At 67.5% G+C, this 19,837-nt stretch carries 19 protein-coding genes; 5 read left to right on the forward strand and 14 right to left on the reverse strand.

The genetic code is table 11. The features are described 5' to 3' along the window. Positions 1 to 3 precede the first annotated feature (3 nt). From AC5YGJ_RS11535 to AC5YGJ_RS11560, 6 genes are read right to left on the reverse strand one after another with little or no spacing between them, the layout of a single operon-like run. On the reverse strand, positions 4 to 999 hold the full coding sequence (locus AC5YGJ_RS11535; RefSeq protein ID WP_249842691.1) for a phosphatidate cytidylyltransferase: 996 nt from the start codon (positions 997 to 999) through the stop codon (positions 4 to 6). Continuing rightward, positions 996 to 1,625, reverse strand: a complete 630-nt coding sequence (locus AC5YGJ_RS11540) for a lysophospholipid acyltransferase family protein (RefSeq protein WP_249842690.1) — start codon at positions 1,623 to 1,625, stop codon at positions 996 to 998. The genes AC5YGJ_RS11535 and AC5YGJ_RS11540 overlap by 4 nt, the downstream gene beginning before the upstream one ends. Before the next feature lie 13 nt (positions 1,626 to 1,638). Beyond that, on the reverse strand, positions 1,639 to 2,076 hold the full coding sequence (locus AC5YGJ_RS11545; protein ID WP_496186603.1) for a hypothetical protein: 438 nt from the start codon (positions 2,074 to 2,076) through the stop codon (positions 1,639 to 1,641). Beyond that, entirely contained in the window at positions 2,073 to 3,377 is a 1,305-nt protein-coding gene (locus AC5YGJ_RS11550) for a phosphatase PAP2/dual specificity phosphatase family protein (RefSeq protein WP_496186627.1), read from the reverse strand. The genes AC5YGJ_RS11545 and AC5YGJ_RS11550 overlap by 4 nt, the downstream gene beginning before the upstream one ends. A gap of 23 nt (positions 3,378 to 3,400) precedes the next feature. Continuing rightward, the gene (locus AC5YGJ_RS11555; RefSeq protein ID WP_496186604.1) at positions 3,401 to 5,152 is read right to left on the reverse strand and encodes a bifunctional alpha/beta hydrolase/class I SAM-dependent methyltransferase; all 1,752 of its coding nucleotides are present in this window, start codon (positions 5,150 to 5,152) and stop codon (positions 3,401 to 3,403) included. 34 nt (positions 5,153 to 5,186) lie between these two features. Next, positions 5,187 to 5,804, reverse strand: a complete 618-nt coding sequence (locus tag AC5YGJ_RS11560) for a CDP-alcohol phosphatidyltransferase family protein (RefSeq protein WP_496186605.1) — start codon at positions 5,802 to 5,804, stop codon at positions 5,187 to 5,189. A 213-nt stretch (positions 5,805 to 6,017) separates the two neighbouring features. Between AC5YGJ_RS11560 and purH the strand changes: the two genes are divergently transcribed. Genes purH through purD form a run of 3 tightly spaced genes read left to right on the forward strand, consistent with a single transcriptional unit; the run spans position 6,018 to position 9,832 of the window. After that, complete coding sequence (gene purH, locus AC5YGJ_RS11565) at positions 6,018 to 7,601, forward strand: bifunctional phosphoribosylaminoimidazolecarboxamide formyltransferase/IMP cyclohydrolase (protein WP_496186606.1); 1,584 nt, start codon at positions 6,018 to 6,020, stop codon at positions 7,599 to 7,601. Between the two features lie 16 nt (positions 7,602 to 7,617). Continuing rightward, the gene (locus AC5YGJ_RS11570; protein WP_496186607.1) at positions 7,618 to 8,490 is read left to right on the forward strand and encodes a hypothetical protein; all 873 of its coding nucleotides are present in this window, start codon (positions 7,618 to 7,620) and stop codon (positions 8,488 to 8,490) included. Between the two features lie 58 nt (positions 8,491 to 8,548). Next, positions 8,549 to 9,832 (forward strand): phosphoribosylamine--glycine ligase, encoded by a 1,284-nt coding sequence (gene purD, locus AC5YGJ_RS11575; protein WP_496186608.1) that lies wholly within the window; start codon positions 8,549 to 8,551, stop codon positions 9,830 to 9,832. Between the two features lie 66 nt (positions 9,833 to 9,898). On the opposite strand, the gene AC5YGJ_RS11580 is transcribed toward purD, so the two are convergent. The 8 genes from AC5YGJ_RS11580 to rhlB all read right to left on the reverse strand — a co-directional run bounded on the left by AC5YGJ_RS11580 (position 9,899) and on the right by rhlB (position 16,977). After that, positions 9,899 to 10,231, reverse strand: a complete 333-nt coding sequence (locus AC5YGJ_RS11580; RefSeq protein ID WP_496186609.1) for a helix-turn-helix domain-containing protein — start codon at positions 10,229 to 10,231, stop codon at positions 9,899 to 9,901. Then, on the reverse strand, positions 10,215 to 10,598 hold the full coding sequence (locus AC5YGJ_RS11585; protein ID WP_496186610.1) for a type II toxin-antitoxin system RelE/ParE family toxin: 384 nt from the start codon (positions 10,596 to 10,598) through the stop codon (positions 10,215 to 10,217). The genes AC5YGJ_RS11580 and AC5YGJ_RS11585 overlap by 17 nt, the downstream gene beginning before the upstream one ends. A gap of 176 nt (positions 10,599 to 10,774) precedes the next feature. After that, entirely contained in the window at positions 10,775 to 11,650 is an 876-nt protein-coding gene (gene rpoH / locus AC5YGJ_RS11590; protein ID WP_249842682.1) for an RNA polymerase sigma factor RpoH, read from the reverse strand. 278 nt (positions 11,651 to 11,928) lie between these two features. After that, complete coding sequence (gene ung / locus AC5YGJ_RS11595) at positions 11,929 to 12,642, reverse strand: uracil-DNA glycosylase (protein WP_496186611.1); 714 nt, start codon at positions 12,640 to 12,642, stop codon at positions 11,929 to 11,931. Further along, entirely contained in the window at positions 12,639 to 13,481 is an 843-nt protein-coding gene (locus AC5YGJ_RS11600; RefSeq protein WP_005411271.1) for a response regulator, read from the reverse strand. Before AC5YGJ_RS11600 ends, ung begins: the two co-directional genes overlap by 4 nt. Positions 13,482 to 13,488: 7 nt before the next feature. Further along, positions 13,489 to 14,436 (reverse strand): permease-like cell division protein FtsX, encoded by a 948-nt coding sequence (gene ftsX / locus AC5YGJ_RS11605; RefSeq protein WP_107233234.1) that lies wholly within the window; start codon positions 14,434 to 14,436, stop codon positions 13,489 to 13,491. A gap of 3 nt (positions 14,437 to 14,439) precedes the next feature. Then, a complete protein-coding gene (ftsE, locus tag AC5YGJ_RS11610; RefSeq protein ID WP_014648630.1) occupies positions 14,440 to 15,126 on the reverse strand; it encodes a cell division ATP-binding protein FtsE in 687 nt (228 codons plus the stop codon). A gap of 129 nt (positions 15,127 to 15,255) precedes the next feature. After that, positions 15,256 to 16,977, reverse strand: a complete 1,722-nt coding sequence (gene rhlB, locus AC5YGJ_RS11615) for an ATP-dependent RNA helicase RhlB (RefSeq protein WP_107233235.1) — start codon at positions 16,975 to 16,977, stop codon at positions 15,256 to 15,258. 513 nt (positions 16,978 to 17,490) lie between these two features. Between rhlB and trxA the strand changes: the two genes are divergently transcribed. Both trxA and rho read left to right on the forward strand, forming a co-directional pair. After that, positions 17,491 to 17,820: a thioredoxin gene (gene trxA / locus AC5YGJ_RS11620; protein WP_005411275.1), complete on the forward strand. Its 330-nt coding sequence runs from the start codon at positions 17,491 to 17,493 to the stop codon at positions 17,818 to 17,820. 228 nt (positions 17,821 to 18,048) lie between these two features. Further along, positions 18,049 to 19,830 carry a transcription termination factor Rho gene (gene rho / locus AC5YGJ_RS11625; protein WP_496186612.1) on the forward strand — a complete coding sequence of 594 codons (1,782 nt, stop codon included), beginning with the start codon at positions 18,049 to 18,051 and terminating at the stop codon, positions 19,828 to 19,830. Positions 19,831 to 19,837: the final 7 nt, after the last annotated feature.

Here is a 19,837-nt window from a genome sequence, read left to right on the forward strand (position 1 = left end):
GAATCACCCGCCGCCGCCCGCCTTCCAGTAATACCGCACCACATGGAAGAACACCGGCGCGGCGAAGCACACCGAATCCAGCCGGTCGAGCATGCCGCCGTGGCCCTCGATCATGTGGCCCCAGTCCTTGATGCCACGGTCGCGCTTGATGGCCGACATCACCAGGCCGCCCCAGAATCCCATCAGGTTGATCAGCAGCGACAGGCCGAACGCCTGCAGCGGCGTGAACGGGGTGATCCACCACAACGCCGCGCCCAGCGCACTGGCACTCAGCACCCCGCCCACGAACCCCTCCACCGTCTTCGACGGCGACAGCTTCGGTGCGATCAGGTGCCGGCCCAGCAGCTTGCCCCAGATGTACTGCAGCACGTCCGAGGACTGCACCACGATCACCAGGAAGGCGAACAGCAGCACGTTGCGCGCCGGGTCGTGGCCGGGCACATGCAGGTTCAGCAGCAGCGGCACATGCGAAATGCAGAACACGCAGATCATCAGCCCCCATTGCACCTTGGCCGTACGCTCCAGGTAGTGCGTGGTATCGCCACCAATGGTGGACAGGATCGGCAGGAACAGGAACGCATAGACCGGAATCAGCAGCGTGTACATGCCGTACCAGTCGATCCAGACCAGGTAGTACTGCCACGGCAGCACGATGTAGAACGCGGCCAGCAGCGCGTAGTAGTCGCCCGAGCGGGTCGGCGCCAGGGTGATGAACTCGCGCAGCGCGAACAGCGAGATGATCGCGAACAGCACGATCACGCCGGCACGGCCGAAGAACAGCGCCAGCCCGACCACGATCGCCATCACCCACCACGCGCGGATGCGTGACACCAGGTTGGCGATGACCGCGCTGGGCTGCCCGCGCTGGCGCCAGCGCAGGGTCTCGGCCACCAGCGTGGCCAGCACCAGCACCGCGCCGACACCGGCGAACAGCAGGCCGGTCTGCTGGCCCACGCTCTGGGTTGCCAGGTCGCTGGAAACATCGATCAGGAAACTCATGCACGCCCCCCATTCGGCGCCAGATCCAGCAGCGCCTGGCGGCTGCGCGCCAGGAACGCGGCCTTGTCCTCATCGGCCTGCAGGCGCAACGGCGTACCGAAGGTGGCCGTGCACAGCAGCGGCAGTGGCAGGAAGCGGCCCTTGGGCATCACCCGCTTCAGGTTGTCGATCCACACCGGCACGAACTCCAGTTCCGGCCGTTGCCGGGCCAGGTGGTAGATGCCGCTCTTGAACGGCAGCAGGGGTTCATCGCCCACGTTGCGCGTGCCTTCCGGGAACAGGATCAGCGAACAGCCTTCATCGACCGCTTCGCGCAGCGCCTGCAACGGGTCCTGCTGGCGATGCCCGGCCTCGCGCTCGACCAGCACGCCGTTGAACACCGCATCGATCAGGTAGCGGCGCAGGCCATCGCGCTGCCAGTACTCGGCCGCCGCCACCGGACGCACCTGGCGGCGCAGGGCCGGTGGCATCGACGACCAGATCAGCACAAAGTCACCGTGGCTGGCGTGGTTGCCGTAGTAGACGCGGTGCTCGCTGGACGGCGCGCAGCCGATCCACAGCGCACGCGCGCCGGTCACCACGTGGATCGCGCCACTGCAGGCGCGCGCAATCAGTTCGGCGAACATCCATCCCTCCCGTTCACGTCTGCGGCCACAGCACAGCCAGCAGTACCAGCACCAGCTGCACCGCCGTCAGCAGGTACTGGCGCAGCAGCAGGCGGCGCATGCCGGCCCAGCGCAGATCCCAGCCCCGCGGCGGTTCCGCGTCCGGTGTGCGGCGCAGTCCACTGTCATGCAGCAGCCGGTCGATGCGTTGCGCCGCGGCCTCATCCTTCAAGCCTTCATCGCGCAGCAACCGCAGCAGGCTGGCATCCAGCGCCACCCGCCACGCGTGATAGGCCTGGGCGATTCCTGCCACCACGCTGAGCAGCAACAGGCCGGCGGCAAGCATCGCCAGCCCCGGCTCGATGCCGAGCAGCAGCAATGCCGCCAGCAGCAGCCCCAGCGACAGGCTTGCCGGCCAACGCCCCAGCCGCAGCAGCAGCTGCATGGCCGCAATGTCAGGCGTCGCGCTCATGCAGGGTCTCCGGCGGCAACGGTGATCGCGCGCAGGTGCGCCTGGCCCAGCACGATGCCCGGACGTGCTGCACGCACGATCGCGACGGCCGCATCGGCGTCGACGGCGCGGCCAGTAAGCAGCAACCAGGTCGCCACCGAGGCCGCACTGCGCGAGTAACCCAGCGCGCAGCACACCAGCACCGGCCCGTGCGTGCGCAGGCGCTCGATGGCCTCGGCCGCTTCGCGCAGCTGCTCCGGCTCTGGCACCACCAGATCCAGCATCGGCACGCGGAAACAGGTGGCGCCCGGTGCGTGGCAGGACAGCTCGGCGCAGGCGTCCATCACGCCTACCAGCGGCGGCGGCAATGCGCCGTGGGGAATGCGGCCCAGCCACGCGCCGTCCAGCACCGGCACCGGCTGCGGCGCGCGGCGCGTCCACAACCGCGAATTGATCCATGCAGCCGCCAGATAAGGTGCCAGCAGCCAGCGCGCGGCCATGCTCAGGCGTCCATCGGCGCGTTTCTGGAACACCGCCGTGCCCAGCCCGGCATAGGCCAGCGCCACCAGCAGCAGCGACACTACCGGCCACAGCAGCCACAGCGCGGCACCGTGCAGCAGCACCACCGGCACCAGCAACGCTGCGGCCCCCAGCAGGTACAGCGCGGCCAATCGCCACCGTTTGGCATCACGCACGGTGTGCCAGGCCCGCAACGGTGGCGTGCCCTGCTCCGGCCACAGCCAGACGCACAACCAACCGGCCAGCATACCGGTCGGGATGTCGATGAAATGGTGCTGGAACGTGGTCAGCACCGAAACGCCGATCAACAGTGCCCACACGTGCAGCACCCAGCGCCACACGCCGTGCAGGTACTGCGCGAACTTCACCCACAGCACGATCAGCAGCACGATGTGCAGCGACGGTGCCTGGTTGAACGGCTTGTCGAAGCCCAGCAACACGTCGAACAGCCAGCCGAACACACCACCGATCTCCGGCCGCTGGAAACTGAAACGCAACGGCCACAGCAGGAAGCAGGTCACCGCGATCAGTTGTGCACTGAGCAGGCGCAGCGCATGCCGGTCCAGTTCCAGACGTTGCCGGCACAGGAAGAAGGAGACCGCGTAGAACAGGTCGATCGACCAGTACGGCACGATCGTCCAGGGCACGAAGGGAATGCGCGTCTCCCAAGCGAACGCCATCACCGGCAGTTCGGGATGGCGACCGGCCATCCAGTTGGCGAAGCCGTAGCTGGCAAAGAAGAACGGCCCCAGCAGGGCCAGCCACAGCAGGGCGCGCCGCCAGGGGCGCCCCTCCACGGCCATCGGGGTTGCCGCCAGCGTCACCATCACGCAGCCCGACGTGCCAGCGACACGGTGAAGATGCCGAAGTCGTCGATGCGCTGGGCCACCTTCTCGAAACCAGCCAGGCGCACCAGCTCATCCATCTCCTGCTGGGTACGGCGGCGCATCACCCACGCGGCGCCACCGCGATGGCTGGTCAGCGCGCGGGCGATGAATTCCAGCTGCGGGTGCCAGGGCTGGCCGGTGTAGGCCAGGTAACCGCCCACCGGCACGGTTGCGGCAATGCCCCGCAGCGAGCGCAGCACCGCGTCGTTGTCCGGGAACAGTTCGTACAGGCCCGACACCACCGCCAGCGTCGGCGCCGGGTCCAGCTGTGCCAGCTGCGCCGGATCGAACGCATCGCCCTGCTCGAAGCGGGCGATATCGGCCGCCCCTAGGCGTTCAATCAAGGCCTGGCCCTGGGTCACGTTCAATTCGCTGAAATCGCGCAGCACGATGCGCTCGGCGCGCTGTTCGCCCTGCCCCAGCGCTTCCAGCACGTAGCGGCCATGACCGGCGGCGACGTCCAGCACACGCACCGGCGTGCCCTGCCCGCGCAGGCGCTGGGCAGCATCGCGCAGCAGTTCCTGCAGGTGCTGGCCACGCACGCGGATGCCGCGCCAGCCGATCGCATCGAGGTAGTTGCGGTCGACCATGCGCCCCAACGGGCCCTTGCCGCGTGCCTGGTCGCGGTAGATGTAATCCAGCGTGCTGCCCGAATCGAAACCGGTCTGCAGGCCCAGCGCGATGCCTTCAGACAACGTGCCACCGAAGCGCAGGCCACCGCGCACCACGCGCCAACGCAGATCCGCCAGGCTGTTGCGTTCGGGCGGCCACGACAGAATCTCGGATTCTTCGAAGGTCGGGCCATGACGGTGCGCATCGCGCCGCGACACCTCGCGCAGCGGTTCGGCAAAACGTGCCTGGATGAAGCTGCGGATGCGCGCCAGTGCGGGCGCGCGATCACGTTCGCCCAGGGTGTCGTGGAAGAAGCCCGGCAGGTGCACGCGCTCCTTGATCGGACTCGACAGGCGTTCGTAGAAGCGATCCTGCGGGCCACGGTGCACCACGAAGTCCGAACCGGACACCAGCAGCTGCACCGGCACGCTGATCGCCTGTGCATCGGCCACGATGCGGTCGGCGGCCTCGTACAGGCCCAGCAGCACGCGCACCGAGATCGGCCGGGTGATCAACGGATCGGTGCGGTAGCTCCCCACCCGTGCCGGGTCATGGGTCAGCCACTGCGGCTTGACGTAGCTGTTGACGAAGAAATTGCCGCGTAGTTTCTGCATCAACGCCAGGCCCGGCCGTGCGAACGGCACGTACAGCTTCACCTTGAACGCCGGCGAGGCCATCACCAGCGCGCGCAGGCGCGGCGCGTAGTCATGCACCCAGGTGGCGGCAACGACCGCGCCCACGCTCTGCGCGATCACCACGATGTCGTCCACCGCGATGCCGTGCTCGGCACCGATGTGCGCGATGAAACTGTCCAGGTCACGCACCAGCGCAGGGAATCCAGGGGCATCGCCACGCACGCCCGGCGAACGGCCATTGCCGCGCGCGTCCCAGGCGAAGAAAGCCGTATCGGGCAGGTCCAGTTCATCGACCAGATGGGTGACCCGGCCGGAATGCTCGTGGCCGCGGTGCAGCAGCACGATGGCCTTGGTGGCCGGGGTTGTAGTGGTGCCCGGCCAGTACCGGTAGAACAGCGGTACCTGGTCGAAGCTGTGGAATTCCCGTTCCTGCGCCTGACGCATGCAATCTCCTGATTGTCTTGTTGTGTGTACTTGATTACTGCGGCGACGCCGCCGCTTCCCGCAGTCCGCGACGGACGCGGTTGATCATCGTCAGCACGCACAGCACCGCCATGGCTGCGGCCACGGCGCTGACCGTCAGTGCACCGCCCCAGCCAAACGCCAGCAGCAGGCCCAGCGCACCGATCACGAACGCGCGGTCGCTCTTGCCCATCGGGCCGTCATAGCGGCGGCTGGCACCGACCATCAGCCCCAGTACGCCGGCGTATTCGCTCAGCGCCGCCGTCCAGGCCAGCAGCCACAGGGCCTCCGGCCGCACGCCCGGCACGCTCAACAGGCTCAGGTACAGCGCCGCGTCGGCGATCACATCGCACAATTCGTTCAGATAGGCGCCCAACCGCGACTGCTGGCCGAACTCGCGGGCCAGCATGCCGTCCACGGCGTTGAGCGCCATGCGCAGCAGCATCCACAGCGGCAGCAGCAGGTACAGCAGGGGCTGGGCCGGCGCGCAGCACCAGACGGCGCCAGCCACCAGCAGCGAGACCACGGCGGCGACCACGGTCACCGCATTGGCGGTGATACCTGTGCGGTACAGGCCGCGCACGGCCGGACGCAACAGGTCCTGGAAACGTCCTTTCAATGCATAGATCGACACGATCTGTCCCTGCGGATCCTTGGCAGTCCGGGCACAGCCTACCCGATCGGGGCGGTGCCGCCGCATCGAATTGCTTGCGGATGGCTCCCGGCCAGGCTGTGCTGAAGGCTGCCACAGGCCGACGGTGCGGGTCGATTTTCCTCGCCAGCGCCCGCCACCGGCCCCCACCGCCTACAATATCGGCCCCGCTCCGCTGCCGATTGCCCTGTCCCCATGACTGCTGATCTGTTGCCCGTCCGTCGGGCCCTCCTCTCCGTTTCCGACAAGACCGGCCTGGTCGAGCTGGCCACTGCGCTGGCGGCACGCGGCGTGGAGCTGCTGTCCACCGGCGGCACCGCCAAGGCGATCCGCGATGCCGGCCTGGCCGTGAAGGACGTGGCCGAGGTCACCGGCTTCCCGGAAATGATGGACGGCCGGGTCAAGACCCTGCACCCGATGGTGCACGGCGGCCTGCTGGGCCGCTCCGGCCTGGATGACGCAGTGATGGCCGAGCATGGCATCGGCGCCATCGACCTGCTGGTGCTGAACCTGTACCCGTTCGAAGCGGTCACCGCCAAGGCCGACTGCACCCTCGCCGACGCGGTGGAGAACATCGACATCGGCGGCCCGGCCATGCTGCGCTCGGCGGCCAAGAACTTCGCCCGCGTGGCGGTGGCCACCGACCCGTCGCAGTACGCCGGACTGCTGGCCTCACTGGATGCCAACGACGGCCAGCTGAGCGCCGCCACCCGCTTCGCGTTCTCGGTGGCCGCGTTCAACCGCGTGGCCCAGTACGACGCGGCCATCAGCAACTACCTGTCGGCGGTCACCGCCACCGACGCCGACGTACCGGCGCGTGCCGAGTACCCGGCGCAGATGAACTCCACCTTCGTGAAGGTGATGGACCTGCGCTACGGCGAGAACCCGCACCAGAGCGGCGCGTTCTACCGCGACCTGTACCCGGTGCCGGGCACGCTGGCCACCTTCCAGCAGCTGCAGGGCAAGGAGCTGAGCTACAACAACCTGGCCGATGCCGATGCGGCGTGGGAATGCGTGCGCCAGTTCGATGCGCCGGCCTGCGTCATCGTCAAGCATGCCAACCCGTGCGGCGTGGCCGTCGGTGCCGGCAACGGCGATGCCTACGAGCTGGCCTACGCCACCGACCCGACCAGCGCCTTCGGCGGCATCATCGCCTTCAACAAACCGCTGGACGCCGCCACTGCCAAGGTGATCCTGGACCGCCAGTTCGTGGAAGTGCTGATCGCCCCGGACTACGAGCCGGCCGCGCTGGAATACGCGCAGAAGAAGGCCAACGTGCGCGTGCTGCGCATCCCGCACGGCGACGGCCTGAACAACTTCGACAGCAAGCGCGTCGGCTCGGGCCTGCTGCTGCAGTCCTCGGACAACCGCGGCATGACGCGCGATGAGCTGAAGGTGGTCAGCAAGCTGGCCCCGACCGACAAGCAGTTCACCGACCTGCTGTTCGCCTGGAAGGTCGCCAAGTTCGTGAAGTCCAACGCGATCGTCTACGCCAAGGACAACCGCACCATCGGTGTCGGTGCCGGGCAGATGAGCCGCGTCTATTCCGCACGCATCGCCGGCATCAAGGCCGCCGACGCGAACCTGGTGGTCGAAGGTTCGGTGATGGCCTCCGACGCGTTCTTCCCGTTCCGCGATGGCATCGATGCCGCTGCCGCCGCCGGCATCAAGGCGGTGATCCAGCCGGGCGGTTCGATGCGCGATGCCGAAGTGATCGCCGCCGCCGACGAACATGGCCTGGCCATGGTGTTCACCGGCGTGCGCCACTTCCGCCACTGATACTGGAGCGACACGGATGTCCGCAGTCTCACTGAAACCGCTGGCCGTGCTCGCCCTCGCGGGCGCGGTCGTGCTGGCCGGGTGCAAGCCGGCAGCGGCCCCCGCGCCTGCGCCGCAGGCCGCCCCTGCGGCCCCTGCCGAGCCGACGGTGCAGATCAGCCGCACCGCGCGGCTGCAGGCCTTCCTGGTCCAGCGCTACGGCAAGAACGCCAGGCTCTCCGGGCAATGGCACGGCAGCTGGGTCGACGACGGCGAAAACCGTCCGATGGACTGGCAGGTCTGCGCCGAACAGCCGGTGGTGAGCGGCGACAGCTGGCAGCAGCTGCTGGCGGTCTGCGGCGCACTGTCCGAAGGCGCACACATCGACCCGGGAACGATCGACTTCTATGTGTTGCGCCCCAAGGGCGATGGCTTCGAGGTGACCCGTGAACTGACCGGCGAGCGCTTCGGCAGCGGCGGCCAGCCCGGCACCGCCAGCATCATCCGCGCCGGCAGCGACTTCTATGGCTTCCGGGTCGAGGACGGCTGGTTCGGGCAGGGCTTCTCGCTGCTCTCGCAGTCGCTGATCCTGCCGGGCCCGAACGGCCTGGTGGCCAGTGGCAGCGTGCGCAGCCATATCGACAATGACGCCCAGTACGAATGCGACAACCTGGGTCCCGGCACCGACCCGGACACCGCCGAAGACTGCCGCACCCGCCGCTTCAGCATCGATTTCGCACTGCGTTTCGACGACAGCGACCGCAGCGCGCGCGTCTGGCCGCTGCTGATCGAGGAGACCGGCACCATCTGTGGCGGCAAGCAGGTCCGGCAGGAACACCGCTTTACCCTGGACCCGAAGACCTGGGCCTATTCCTTCCCCGAATCGCTGCGACGCGAAGGCTGCGAATGAAGCACCTGCGCCGACGGGGACATCGACCTTCCCTTCCCACGCAATCTGGAATCTCGTGATGAACGTACTTGTCATCGGCTCAGGCGGCCGCGAACACGCCCTGGCATGGAAGCTGGCCCAGTCCTCCCGTGTCACCGAAGTGATCGTGGCGCCCGGCAACGCCGGCACCGCCAGCGAAGACAAGTGCCGCAACGTGGCGGTGAAGGTCACCGACATCGACGGCCTGCTGGCGCTGGCCCAGGCCGAAGGCGTGGCGCTGACCGTGGTCGGTCCGGAAGTACCGCTGGTGGCCGGCGTGGTCGACCGCTTCCGCGCCGCCGGCCTGCGCATTTTCGGGCCGACTGCCGCCGCCGCCCAGCTGGAAGGCAGCAAGGCCTACGCCAAGGATTTCCTGGCCCGCCACAACATCCCCACCGCGTTCTACGCCGTGCACACCGAGGTGGACGCGGCGCTGGCCTACATCCGCGACAAGGGCGCCCCGATCGTGGTCAAGGCCGATGGCCTGGCCGCCGGCAAGGGCGTGATCGTAGCGATGACCCTGGCCGAAGCCGAGGACGCGGTGCGTGACATGCTGTCGGGCAACGCCTTCGGCGATGCCGGTGCGCGCGTGGTGATCGAGGAGTTCCTCGACGGCGAGGAAGCCAGCTTCATTTCGATGGTGGACGGCGTGCACGCGCTGCCGATGGCCACCTCGCAGGACCACAAGCGCGTCGGCGACGGCGATACCGGCCCGAACACCGGCGGCATGGGCGCGTACTCGCCGGCCCCGGTGGTCACCGCGGAAGTGCACGCGCGAGTGATGCGCGAGGTGGTGAACCCGACCGTGCAGGGCATGATCGCCGACGGCATCCCGTTCACCGGCTTCCTCTACGCCGGCCTGATGATCGATGCCAGCGGCGCGCCGAAGGTGATCGAATTCAACGTGCGCTTCGGCGACCCGGAAACCCAGCCGGTGATGCTGCGCCTGCAGTCGGATCTGGTCGAGCTGGTGGAAGCGGCCATCGACGGCCGCCTGGACCAGGTGCAGGCGCAGTGGGATGCGCGCCCGTCGCTGGGCGTGGTACTGGCGGCCAAGCCTTATCCGGAAGCGCCGATCACCGGTGATGTGATTTCCGGCCTGGACGAGGTGCCGGCCAGTGCCAAGGTGTTCCATGCCGGCACAACGCTGGACGCGCAGGGCCAGGTGCTCAGCGCGGGCGGCCGCGTGCTGTGCGTGGCCGCGCTGGGCGACAGCGTGCGCGACGCGCAGGCCAATGCCTACGCCGGCGTAGCCAAGGTGACGTGGGCCAACGAGTTCCACCGCAACGACATCGGCTGGCGCGCGATCGCACGCGAGGGCTGAGCGACAAAGCATCCCCGCGACGCGTGGATGAGAAGATGAAAGGCCCGGCATTGCCGGGCCTTCGCGTTAGAGCACCGCTTCCAAGCCTTTGCGGTCAATAAGATTGAGCAGCTTCAGCGATGGTCCACTCGGCTTCTTGTCACCCTGCTCCCAGCTACGGACCGTGGACACACTGGTATTGAGCACCGCCGCGAAAACCGGCTGACTGAGGTGAAGCGAGGTGCGGAGCGCCCGAATCTGGGCACTGCTGTACTCGGGCACCGTTTCAAGGCAAAGCGCCGCGTAGGTGCTCATCCGGCGCTTGTCGATGACGCCATGCGCATGGAGTCCGGTCGCCGTGTCGTAGATCGCTTCCAGAAGCGCGCTCTTGGCGCGCTTGCGTTCAGGGGTCTTGGCCATGACAGATTTCATAGAGTTCTCCGGACATCAAGGCAGACGCGATCTGTGTACCGCTCATACCGAACAGGTCAGTTACAAGTCCCAGGAGCAGGTCACGTTCTGCATTGCTGATCGTTGCACGCTGGTTCTTCTCATAGCCAAACAGAAAGAACCAGTGACTCCCTCGCTGCGTTGCAATCAGGGTACGAACACTGCCGCGCTTGCCACGTCCCGGCAACGCAACCCGCTTCTTGAAGACGCCACCGCCGAGGTTGGCGTCGACCAGTCCACGGCGCATTTCATCCACCGCCCGACACAGTGCGCCTTCGGTCAGCGCAGACCGGCGCATGCTGCGGTTGAAACTGCGGGTGCAGAATACACGTGGCATGATCATACCGTGCCACTGAGTGGTACGGCGTGAAAATCAGCATCTGGCGTGTGCCGGCGTAGGAATCTTCAGTGTCGAGACGTAGCCAGAATCCGCGCCTTGCGTGAATCGTCGCAGGCGGAAAAAGAAAAGGCCCGGCAATGCCGGGCCATTCTTCATTCCAACGCCACCCCGCCTTACGCGGTGAACAGCGCCTTCATCTTCTTCAGCGCGTTCGCTTCCACCTGGCGGATGCGCTCGGCCGACACGCCGTACTCGTCAGCCAGCTCCTGCAGCGTCACCTTGCTGTCGGCATCCAGCCAGCGGCGGCGGATGATGTCGCGCGAACGGGCATCCAGCTCGGCCAGGCCTTCGCGCAGCAGCTGCATCTGGTTGTCTTCGCTGTCGGCACGCTCGTAGGCCATCGACGGATCTTCGTCGTTGGCAACCAGGAACGCAGCTGGCGACGGCGGCGCGTGGTCGTTGTCCTCGTCGGTCGGCGCATCGAAACCGATATCGCGACCGGACAGGCGCGACTCCATTTCCATGACCTCGCGCTCGGACACGTTCAGGTCCTTGGCCACCGCGCTGACTTCCGCCGCGTTCATCCAGCCCAGGCGCGTCTTCGACTTGCGCAGGTTGAAGAACAGCTTGCGCTGCGCCTTGGTGGTGGCGACCTTCACGATGCGCCAGTTCTTCAGGATGAACTCGTGCATCTCGGCACGGATCCAGTGCACGGCGAAGGACACCAGGCGCACGCCCATTTCGGGGTCGAAGCGCTTGACCGCCTTCATCAGGCCGATGTTGCCTTCCTGGATCAGGTCGCCCAAGGCAAGGCCGTAGCCGTTGTAGCCGCGGGCCACGTGCACCACGAAGCGCAGGTGCGAATGCACCAGCTCGCGGGCGGCGTCCAGATCGTTGCCGTCGCGGAAGCGACGGGCCAGGTCCTGTTCGTCATCGACCGACAGCACCGGGATCTGGTGCACGGCACCGATGTAGGCGTCCAGCGAACCGAGCGCACTGGGAATCGGGAGATTGTTTGCCACAAGGGCAGTAGAGGTGTTCTGGCTCATAGGCACCCATCTTAGCAGTCCGGGATTTGGACTGCTAAAGGAGGAAAAAGTTCCAGCATCCTATTGATGCAACACTGGTCCCAAACAGAGCCCTACCGTAGCGCGATTTGATGACAGTGGCGAGCACGCTTTTCGGGATTCACAATCCCTTGGAATTCAAACAATTACCCGCCGGAAACCGGCCGAATCCGGTCAAGCGGAGCTGAACGGGCCGTTCCGGAGGCCCATTCAGGGCCGGAAACGTTGCCCGGTGTTCAGGCCCGGCCGCCCGCCGGCGCTCAGAGCGCCGAACGCGGCGGCAGCGACCAGTCGATCGGCGTCTGCCCGCGGCGCTGCAGGTACTCGTTGGCCATCGAGAAATGGCGGCAGCCGAGGAACCCCCGGTGCGCCGACAACGGCGACGGGTGCGGCGCCTTCAGCACGCGATGGCGGCGGGTGTCGATCACCTTGCCCTTCTGCTGTGCATAGGCGCCCCAGAGCATGAACACCAGGCCTTCGCGTTCGCGGTTGAGCACATCCACCACGTGATCGGTGAAGCCCTCCCAGCCACGGCCCTGGTGCGCACCGGCCTTGCCCTCTTCCACCGTCAACACGGCATTGAGCAGCAGCACGCCGCGTTGTGCCCATGGAATCAGGCAGCCGTGGTCCGGGCGCGGGAGACCGAGATCGCTCTCGATCTCCTTGTAGATGTTCAGCAGCGATGGCGGCACCGGCACGCCCGGCTGCACCGAGAAGCTCAGGCCATGGGCCTGGCCACGGCCGTGATACGGGTCCTGGCCAAGGATCACCACCTTCACCTGTTCGAACGGCGTGGCGTCGAACGCAGCGAAGATCTGCGGGCCGGGCGGGAACACCGCCGCACCACCGGCCTTGCGCTGGCGCAGGAACGCGGACAACTCACGCATCTGCGGCTGCAGCAGGTAATCGCCGACATGCTGCTTCCAGCTCGGTTCGAGCTGGATCGTCGGGGTGTCGGCTACTTCATCCATCATCGAATCAGGGGTCCATCGTTCAATCGGGCCAGGCGCAGCTGGAACAGCACCTTGGTGACCAGCAGCCGTTCTTCGATCGGCTTGAGCACCAGGTCGTTGGCGCCGGACTGCAGCAGCCCGGTCTGGTTGTGTGGGTTGCCGTCGCCGGTCATCACCAGCACCGGCAGGCGGCGCTTGCCGTAGCCGAAGTCGACGCGCACGCGCTGCACCACATCGCGGCCGCTCAGCTCGCCCTTCAGGGTGACATCGGTCAGCACCAGGTCGATGCGGTGGCGGCTGCGGCCCAGCGACTCGGCGGTGAGCAGGGTGAATGCCTCCTCGGCACTGACCACGTGCAGCACGTTCAGCTGCTGGCGTTCGAGCATGCGCTTGGTGGCCTCGGCCACCACGCGGCTGTCCTCGATATAGAGGATGGTGGCGCCGGGAATGGTCTGCGGCTGCACATAGCCGCGGATGAAGGTCGCCAGCGCCTCGTGGCCCAGCGCCTTGTCGAAGTAGTCGGTGACGTACTCGGTGAAGCGGCGCTGTTCCAGGTGCTGCTGGGCATCACCGGACACCACGATCACCGGCACGTAGGCCTGGCCGGCAGCTTCGCGGACCATCCGCGCCAGCGCCAGGCCGTCGCCATCGCGCAGGGTCAGCGAGGTCGTCACCAGGTCCACCGGGCCCTGCGCCAGCGCCTGCTGCGCGTCCTCGATGCTGTCGCAGCCGATCACCTCCACGCCCGGCAGATCACGCTGCAGGACGTCGGCGATCAGCTTGCGCACCAGCTTCGACCCGTCGACCACCATCACCCGCGTCGCGGGCCCTTCAAGGTGCTTCAGCGCTTGCGGTTGCATGCCGGTCTCAGGTGTCGGTGGGGCGGGTCTGGCGGAGGAAGTGGCCGGTCACCAGCCACGCGCCCAGCCAGCCCAGCAGCAGCGTGCCCAGCAGCACCAGGCTGCCATGCAGCAGGTCCAGACCGTGCAGCACGAACGGGCTGCCGTAGCTGCGCGACAGCTCGGCCAGCGGCAGGCGCAGCGCGGCACCGGCCGCGCCGATCAGGGCCAGCGCCACCGCGCCGGCGCCGAGGCCGTACCAGGCGCCCAGATAGAGGAACGGGCGGCGGATGAAGCCGTCACTGGCACCGAGCAGCTGCAGCACGCCGATTTCTTCGCGACGGGCCTGGATATCCAGGCGTACGGTGTTGCCGACCACCAGTGCGGCGCCCGCGCCGAGCAGCACCGACAGCACCTGCACCAGCCGCGCACCGAACGCCAGCCAGGCGTCCAGGCGCTGGCGCCACAGCGCATCGTGCTGCACCAGGTCGGCCTCGGGCAGGCTCTCCAGCGCGCGCGCCAGGCGCGCGTCGTCCTTGCCCTGGCCGGGGGTGATCACCAACAGCGACGGCAGCGGATTGTCGTTGAGCGCGTCGATTGCCTCGCCGAGCCCGGCATCGCGCAGTTCCTGCAGGCCCTGCTCGGGCGTGCGCACGTTCACTTCGGCCACGTCATCGCGGTCACGCAGCTGGCCGGCCAAGCGCAGCGCAGCGGGGCCATCGACATTGCCCTTGAGGAACACATTGATGTCGCGCGACTGCTGCACGCTGCCGGCGAACTGCTTGAGGTTGTCCAGCGCGATCGACAGCCCCAGCGGCAGGGCCAGCGCCAGCGCCATGACCATCACCGTCAGCAGGGTCGCCCACGGCTTGCGGAAGGCGCGGCCGAGGCTGAACACCACGCTGTGCGCGTGGTGCTGGAACCAGACGCCCACGCGCGAGGGGGCGGCGGCTTCGCTGTTTTCGTTCTTGGCCATGGGTTACTCCGCCAGGTCCTGCGGCGAGATGTCGTCCACCAGCCGGCCGTGGTCGAGGATCAGCACGCGCTTGCGCATGCGGCGCAGCAGCGGCAGATCGTGGCTGACCACCAGCACGCTGGTGCCGCGCGACGGCAGCTCGGCGAACAGCGCCATGATTTCCGCCGCCAGGGTCGGATCGAGGTTGCCGGTCGGCTCATCGGCCACCAGCAGCTTGGGTTCGCCGACGATGGCGCGGGCGATGCCAACGCGCTGCTGCTCGCCCGCGGACAGCTGCGAAGGCAGCGCCTTCTCGCGGTGGCCCAGGCCCATGCGCTCGAGCACCGAGCGCACGCGTTTGCTGATATCGCCGCGACGGGTGCCGCGCAGGATCAGCGGCAGCGCCACATTCTCGGCAATCGAGCGGTCCATCAGCAGGCGGTGGTCCTGGTAGACCGCACCGACCGCGCGCCGATGGCGCGGGACGTCGCCACCGCGCACCTTCAGCAGGTTGCGCTCGTCGAACACCACCGCGCCGCGGCTGGGCCGCTCGTCGAGGTGGATCAACTTGAGCAGGGTGCTTTTGCCCGCACCGGAATGGCCGGTGACGAACAGCATCTCGCCCGGCGCGACCTCGAAGCTGACATCGATCAGGGCTTCGTGGCCACCGGCGTACTGTTTGCTGACATTGTCGAAGCGCAGGACACTCATGCCCCGATTATGCAGGAGCGGCGCGACGGCGTGGAGACGGTCGCGCTGATCGTTGCCGGCCTGGGTGGGTGCCGACCGTTGGTCGGCACACCTCTCAAGGCCGCCCGACCAACGGTCGGGCGCTACCACTTAGTTGCCCGACAGCATCCGGCGGATCTTGCGGCCGATGCGGGTCAGGAACGAATCGCCGGTATCGGCAGCGGTGCGCACCGGCTTGGCCACCACCTGCACCGGGGTCACCGGGCTGGCGCCGTTGCCGGCCGTGGCCTGCACGCCCTCGGCACCCTCGACCGGGCGCCCGTGGCGACGACGGCGGCGCTTGCGCGGCTTGCGATCGCCCTCGGCGGCACCTTCCGGTGCACCTTCGGCACGCGGCGGACGCGGCGGGCGCGGCGCCTGGGCCACAGCGGCTTCGGCACCTTCGGCCGGTGCGGCGGCCGCCTGTTCGCCTTCCACGCGCGGCTTGCGCGGGCCGCGCGAACGGCGTTCGCCGCTGCGCTCACCGTCGCGACGCTCGCCGCGGCCACCGCCGGAGCGGCCGCCACTGCGGCCACCGCCACGACGCTCTTCCTCGGCGGCGCGGGCTTCACGCGCTTCACGGAAGATCTGGCCGACGCTCTCGTTCTCCTCGCCTTCCTCGCCAGCGGCCGGGGCCGGGCGTTCCGGGCGCGGCAGCGCGGTCAGCAATTCCTTGGTGACCGGCTCGGACGGAATCTTCTGCTCGATGTAGGCCTCGATGTCCGGCAGGCCCATCGCGTAGCGCTCGCAGGCGAAGCTGATCGCATCGCCCTCTTCACCCAGGCGCGCGGTACGGCCGATGCGGTGCACGTAGTCTTCGGCATCGAACGGCAGGTCGTAGTTGTAGACGTACTTGATGCCGTCGATGTGCAGGCCACGCGCGGCCACGTCGGTGGCCACCAGGATTTCCAGCTGGCCCTTCTGGAAGCGGTTGAGCAGGCTCTCGCGCTTCTTCTGCGGCACGTCACCGGACAGCACGCCGACGCGGTAGCCGGCCTTTTCCAGCGAACGGGCCACGCGCTCGACGAACACCTTGGTGTTGACGAACACCATGGTGCGGGCGCCTTCGCTGCGCGAGAGCAGGCCCAACAGCAGCGGAATCTTCTCGTCGTCGGCCGGGAAGTAGATGCGCTGGCGCACGCGCGCGGCGGTGATGGTTTCGGCTTCGACCACCAGCTTCTGCGGCTCGTTCATGTGCTCGTAAGCCAGCTCCAGCACACGGTGGCTGAGCGTGGCGCTGAACAGCAGGGTCTGGCGGATGGTGCGCTCGGGCATGCGGCGCAGCAGGAAGCGGATGTCCTTGATGAAGCCCAGATCGAACATGCGGTCGGCTTCGTCCAGCACGCAGATCTCGCAGGCGTGCAGCGAGACCACCTTGTGCTGCTTGACGTAGTCGATCAGGCGGCCCGGGGTGGCGATGATCACGTCCACGCCCTGCTGCAGGATCTCGCGCTGCTTGTCGTAGTCGACGCCGCCGTAGACCAGCGCGAAGCGCAGGCCCAGGTCGGAACCGAACTTCACCGCATCCTTGTGGATCTGGATGGCCAGTTCGCGGGTCGGCGCGAGGATCAGCGCGCGCGGGTCTTCCGGCTTGCGGTCGGCCAGCGCCGGCCGGCTCAGCAGGCGGTTCACGACAGCAACCAGGAAGGCCAAGGTCTTGCCGGTGCCGGTCTGGGCCTGGCCGGCAACATCACCGCCAGCCAGCGCGACCGGCAGGGTCAGTGCCTGGATCGGGGTGCAACGGGTGAATCCGGCTCCTTCAAGGCCGGCCTGCAGGGCCGGATGCAGCTCGAAGGAGGAGAAGGTCAAATCGGTCAGCGGTTTGTCGCTCATGGGTCCGTCTTGGTATGGCCGTCGGCCCGTGGGGCGGGCGGCACTTCATCGTCTAGGGGCACCGTCGCAAACTGCGGCCCCTGCGGCGGGTTGGCAGGCAGGGACCACCCGGTCCGCACGCCGCACAATGCCCCAGTTTAACGCACTCGGGCCGGCAAACCGGAATGGCGCGTCTCACCGCATTGCGAGACAAGCCCATCTTCACCCAGCCACACCGCACTTGAACGCCCCTGCCTGCCGGCGCTGGTGTCGCCCGCTGCCATCCCCATTTCCTGGAAGACAGTGAAATCCGACACATACCGGGCTTCGAAGCGATCACGATACGCTGGGTTCCAGCCGGCGCCTGTCCCTGCCCTGCGATAGGGGTACACTGCCGGCCGTGAGCGTCCAGGCATCCCGCCGAACGCACCGCGGCAGAGCGCCGCGAGGCAACGACGAGGGTCGCGCCACCGGGCATGGCCCAGTTCACCCACCTCCGGCATGGCCGGGTGCAATCCAAGACGAGAAACCAAGATGAGCGACAAGGTTGTACATGTCGGCGACGCCGACTTTGATAGCGCAGTGCTGAATTCCAAGGAACCGGTGCTGGTCGATTTCTGGGCCGAGTGGTGTGGCCCGTGCAAGATGATCGCCCCGGCGCTGGACGAGCTGGCCGATGCCTACCAGGGCCGCGCCAAGATCGCCAAGGTCAACGTCGACCACAACCGTGCGCTGGCCGCCAAGTACCACGTGCGTTCGATTCCGTACCTGGTCGTGTTCAAGGACGGCGAGAAGGTCGGCGAGCAGATCGGTGCGGTGGGCAAGGCCCAGCTGGCCGGCCTGCTGGACAAGGCGCTGGCCTGATCCTGATGTTTCACGGCAGCCGCCGCGTGCGGCTGCCGTCGGGCGCACCGCGTCCATGATGAATGCTGTTCCCGGCGACCCTTGCACGGCGCCGCGGGCCGATGATAGTGTCGGCATATCCGGCCGCGTTCGCGTGCCGCACCCTCTGGACGCCGTTTCTTCCAGACCCATTCCCAACGTTCGCCGCCCCAGCCGGGCGCTCGCACCTTCAAGCGAGGAATAACGCTCTTGTCCGATAACACTCCCGAAACCGGCAGCGCTGAAGCGCCCGCCGAAAAGCGCGTGCGCAAGGCCCGCGTAAGCAAGGCAGCCGCTCCGGCCGCCGCCGAAACCAGCGCCGCTCCGGCGCAGCCGACTCTGCCGCTGGCAGCCGCGCCCGAAGCGCCAGCGCCGGCGCCGGCCGCTGCGCCCCCTGCGCCGAGCGCGCCCGCCGCCGAGGCCCCCGCCAGCAGTGGCGGCGGCGAAGGCGGTGAGGGCCGCGAATCCGGCCAGCCGCGGCAGCAGAACCACCAGGGTGGTGGTCAGAACCAGAACCAGAACCAGAACCAGAACCAGAATCCGTACAACCAGAACCAGCAGGGCCAGGGCCAGGGCAATCGCCGTGACCGCTTCCGCAACCGCCGCGACCGTGATCGCAATGGCGGTGGCAACGGCGGCCGCTTCCGCGATGACGGCATGCCCAACGATGGCGGCGACCAGCAGCCGTTCGTGCCGCGCCCGCACGCCAATGTGCCGGAAGGTTTCCCGGTCTACTCGCTGAGCGATCTCAAGCGCATGCCGGCGCAGAAGCTGCTGGAGATTGCCGAGCAGCTGCAGATTTCCGAAGGCGTCGCCCGCGCCCGCAAGCAGGACGTGATCTTCGCGCTGCTGAAGGTGCTGACCCGCCACGGCGATGGCGTCGCCGCCGATGGCGTGCTGGAAATCCTGCCCGACGGCTTCGGTTTCCTGCGTGCAGCCGAAGCCAGCTACCTGGCCGGCCCGGACGACACCTACATCTCGCCCAGCCAGATCCGCCGCTTCAACCTGCGCACCGGCGACCACTTGTCCGGCCGCATCCGCTTCCCGAAGGACGGCGAGCGCTACTTCGCGCTGTCGATCGTGGACACCATCAATGGTGAGCCGCTGGAAGCGTCGAAGAACAAGGTGCTGTTCGAGAACCTGACCGCGCTGTTCCCGCGCCGTCGCTTCACCCTGGAGCGTGGCAACGGTTCGTCGGAAGACATCACCGGCCGCATCCTCGATCTGATGGCGCCGCAGGGCAAGGGCCAGCGATCGCTCATCGTGTCGCAGCCGAAGGCCGGCAAGACCATGATGATGCAGCAGGTGGCCACGGCCATCACCACCAACCATCCGGACGTGCACCTGATCGTGCTGCTGATCGACGAGCGCCCGGAAGAAGTGACCGAAATGCAGCGCACCGTGCGCGGCGAGGTCATCAGCTCGACCTTCGACGAGCCGGCCGCACGCCACGTGCAGGTGGCCGAAATGGTCATCGAACGCGCCAAGCGCCTGGTCGAGCACAAGAAGGACGTGGTGATCCTGCTGGACTCGATCACCCGCCTGGCCCGCGCCTACAACAACGTGGTGCCGAGCTCGGGCAAGGTGCTGACCGGTGGTGTGGATGCCAACGCCCTGCACCGCCCGAAGCGCTTCTTCGGTGCCGCGCGCAACGTGGAAGAAGGCGGCAGCCTGACCATCATCGCCACCGCGCTGGTCGACACCGGCTCGAAGATGGACGAGGTGATCTACGAAGAGTTCAAGGGCACCGGCAACAGTGAGGTGCACCTGAGCCGCCGCATCGCTGAAAAGCGCGTGTTCCCGGCCATCGACATCAACCGTTCCGGCACCCGCCGCGAAGACCTGCTGATCGAGCCGGAGCTGCTGCAGAAGATCTGGATCCTGCGCAAGCTGCTGCATCCGATGGATGAAATGGCCGCGATGGAATTCCTGCTGGACAAGATGAAGAACACCAAGTCCAACGACGAGTTCTTCGGTTCGATGAAGCGATAAGAAAGAA

The sequence above is a fragment of the Stenotrophomonas sp. CS3K5 genome, from assembly GCF_059515225.1.

Bases quoted from the DNA above. Each gene is read 5' to 3' on its own strand.
- trxA (WP_005411275.1), top strand. From the start codon at position 17,491: ATGAGCGACAAGGTTGTACATGTCGGCGACGCCGACTTTGATAGCGCA.
- AC5YGJ_RS11600 (WP_005411271.1), bottom strand. From the start codon at position 13,481: ATGCAACCGCAAGCGCTGAAGCACCTTGAAGGGCCCGCGACGCGGGTG.
- AC5YGJ_RS11570 (WP_496186607.1), top strand. From the start codon at position 7,618: ATGTCCGCAGTCTCACTGAAACCGCTGGCCGTGCTCGCCCTCGCGGGC.
- purD (WP_496186608.1), top strand. From the start codon at position 8,549: ATGAACGTACTTGTCATCGGCTCAGGCGGCCGCGAACACGCCCTGGCA.
- AC5YGJ_RS11540 (WP_249842690.1), bottom strand. From the start codon at position 1,625: ATGTTCGCCGAACTGATTGCGCGCGCCTGCAGTGGCGCGATCCACGTG.
- ftsX (WP_107233234.1), bottom strand. From the start codon at position 14,436: ATGGCCAAGAACGAAAACAGCGAAGCCGCCGCCCCCTCGCGCGTGGGC.
- AC5YGJ_RS11535 (WP_249842691.1), bottom strand. From the start codon at position 999: ATGAGTTTCCTGATCGATGTTTCCAGCGACCTGGCAACCCAGAGCGTG.
- AC5YGJ_RS11555 (WP_496186604.1), bottom strand. From the start codon at position 5,152: ATGCGTCAGGCGCAGGAACGGGAATTCCACAGCTTCGACCAGGTACCG.
- purH (WP_496186606.1), top strand. From the start codon at position 6,018: ATGACTGCTGATCTGTTGCCCGTCCGTCGGGCCCTCCTCTCCGTTTCC.
- AC5YGJ_RS11550 (WP_496186627.1), bottom strand. From the start codon at position 3,377: ATGGCCGTGGAGGGGCGCCCCTGGCGGCGCGCCCTGCTGTGGCTGGCC.
- rpoH (WP_249842682.1), bottom strand. From the start codon at position 11,650: ATGAGCCAGAACACCTCTACTGCCCTTGTGGCAAACAATCTCCCGATT.
- AC5YGJ_RS11580 (WP_496186609.1), bottom strand. From the start codon at position 10,231: ATGGCCAAGACCCCTGAACGCAAGCGCGCCAAGAGCGCGCTTCTGGAA.
- AC5YGJ_RS11585 (WP_496186610.1), bottom strand. From the start codon at position 10,598: ATGCCACGTGTATTCTGCACCCGCAGTTTCAACCGCAGCATGCGCCGG.
- ung (WP_496186611.1), bottom strand. From the start codon at position 12,642: ATGATGGATGAAGTAGCCGACACCCCGACGATCCAGCTCGAACCGAGC.
- AC5YGJ_RS11545 (WP_496186603.1), bottom strand. From the start codon at position 2,076: ATGAGCGCGACGCCTGACATTGCGGCCATGCAGCTGCTGCTGCGGCTG.
- rhlB (WP_107233235.1), bottom strand. From the start codon at position 16,977: ATGAGCGACAAACCGCTGACCGATTTGACCTTCTCCTCCTTCGAGCTG.
- ftsE (WP_014648630.1), bottom strand. From the start codon at position 15,126: ATGAGTGTCCTGCGCTTCGACAATGTCAGCAAACAGTACGCCGGTGGC.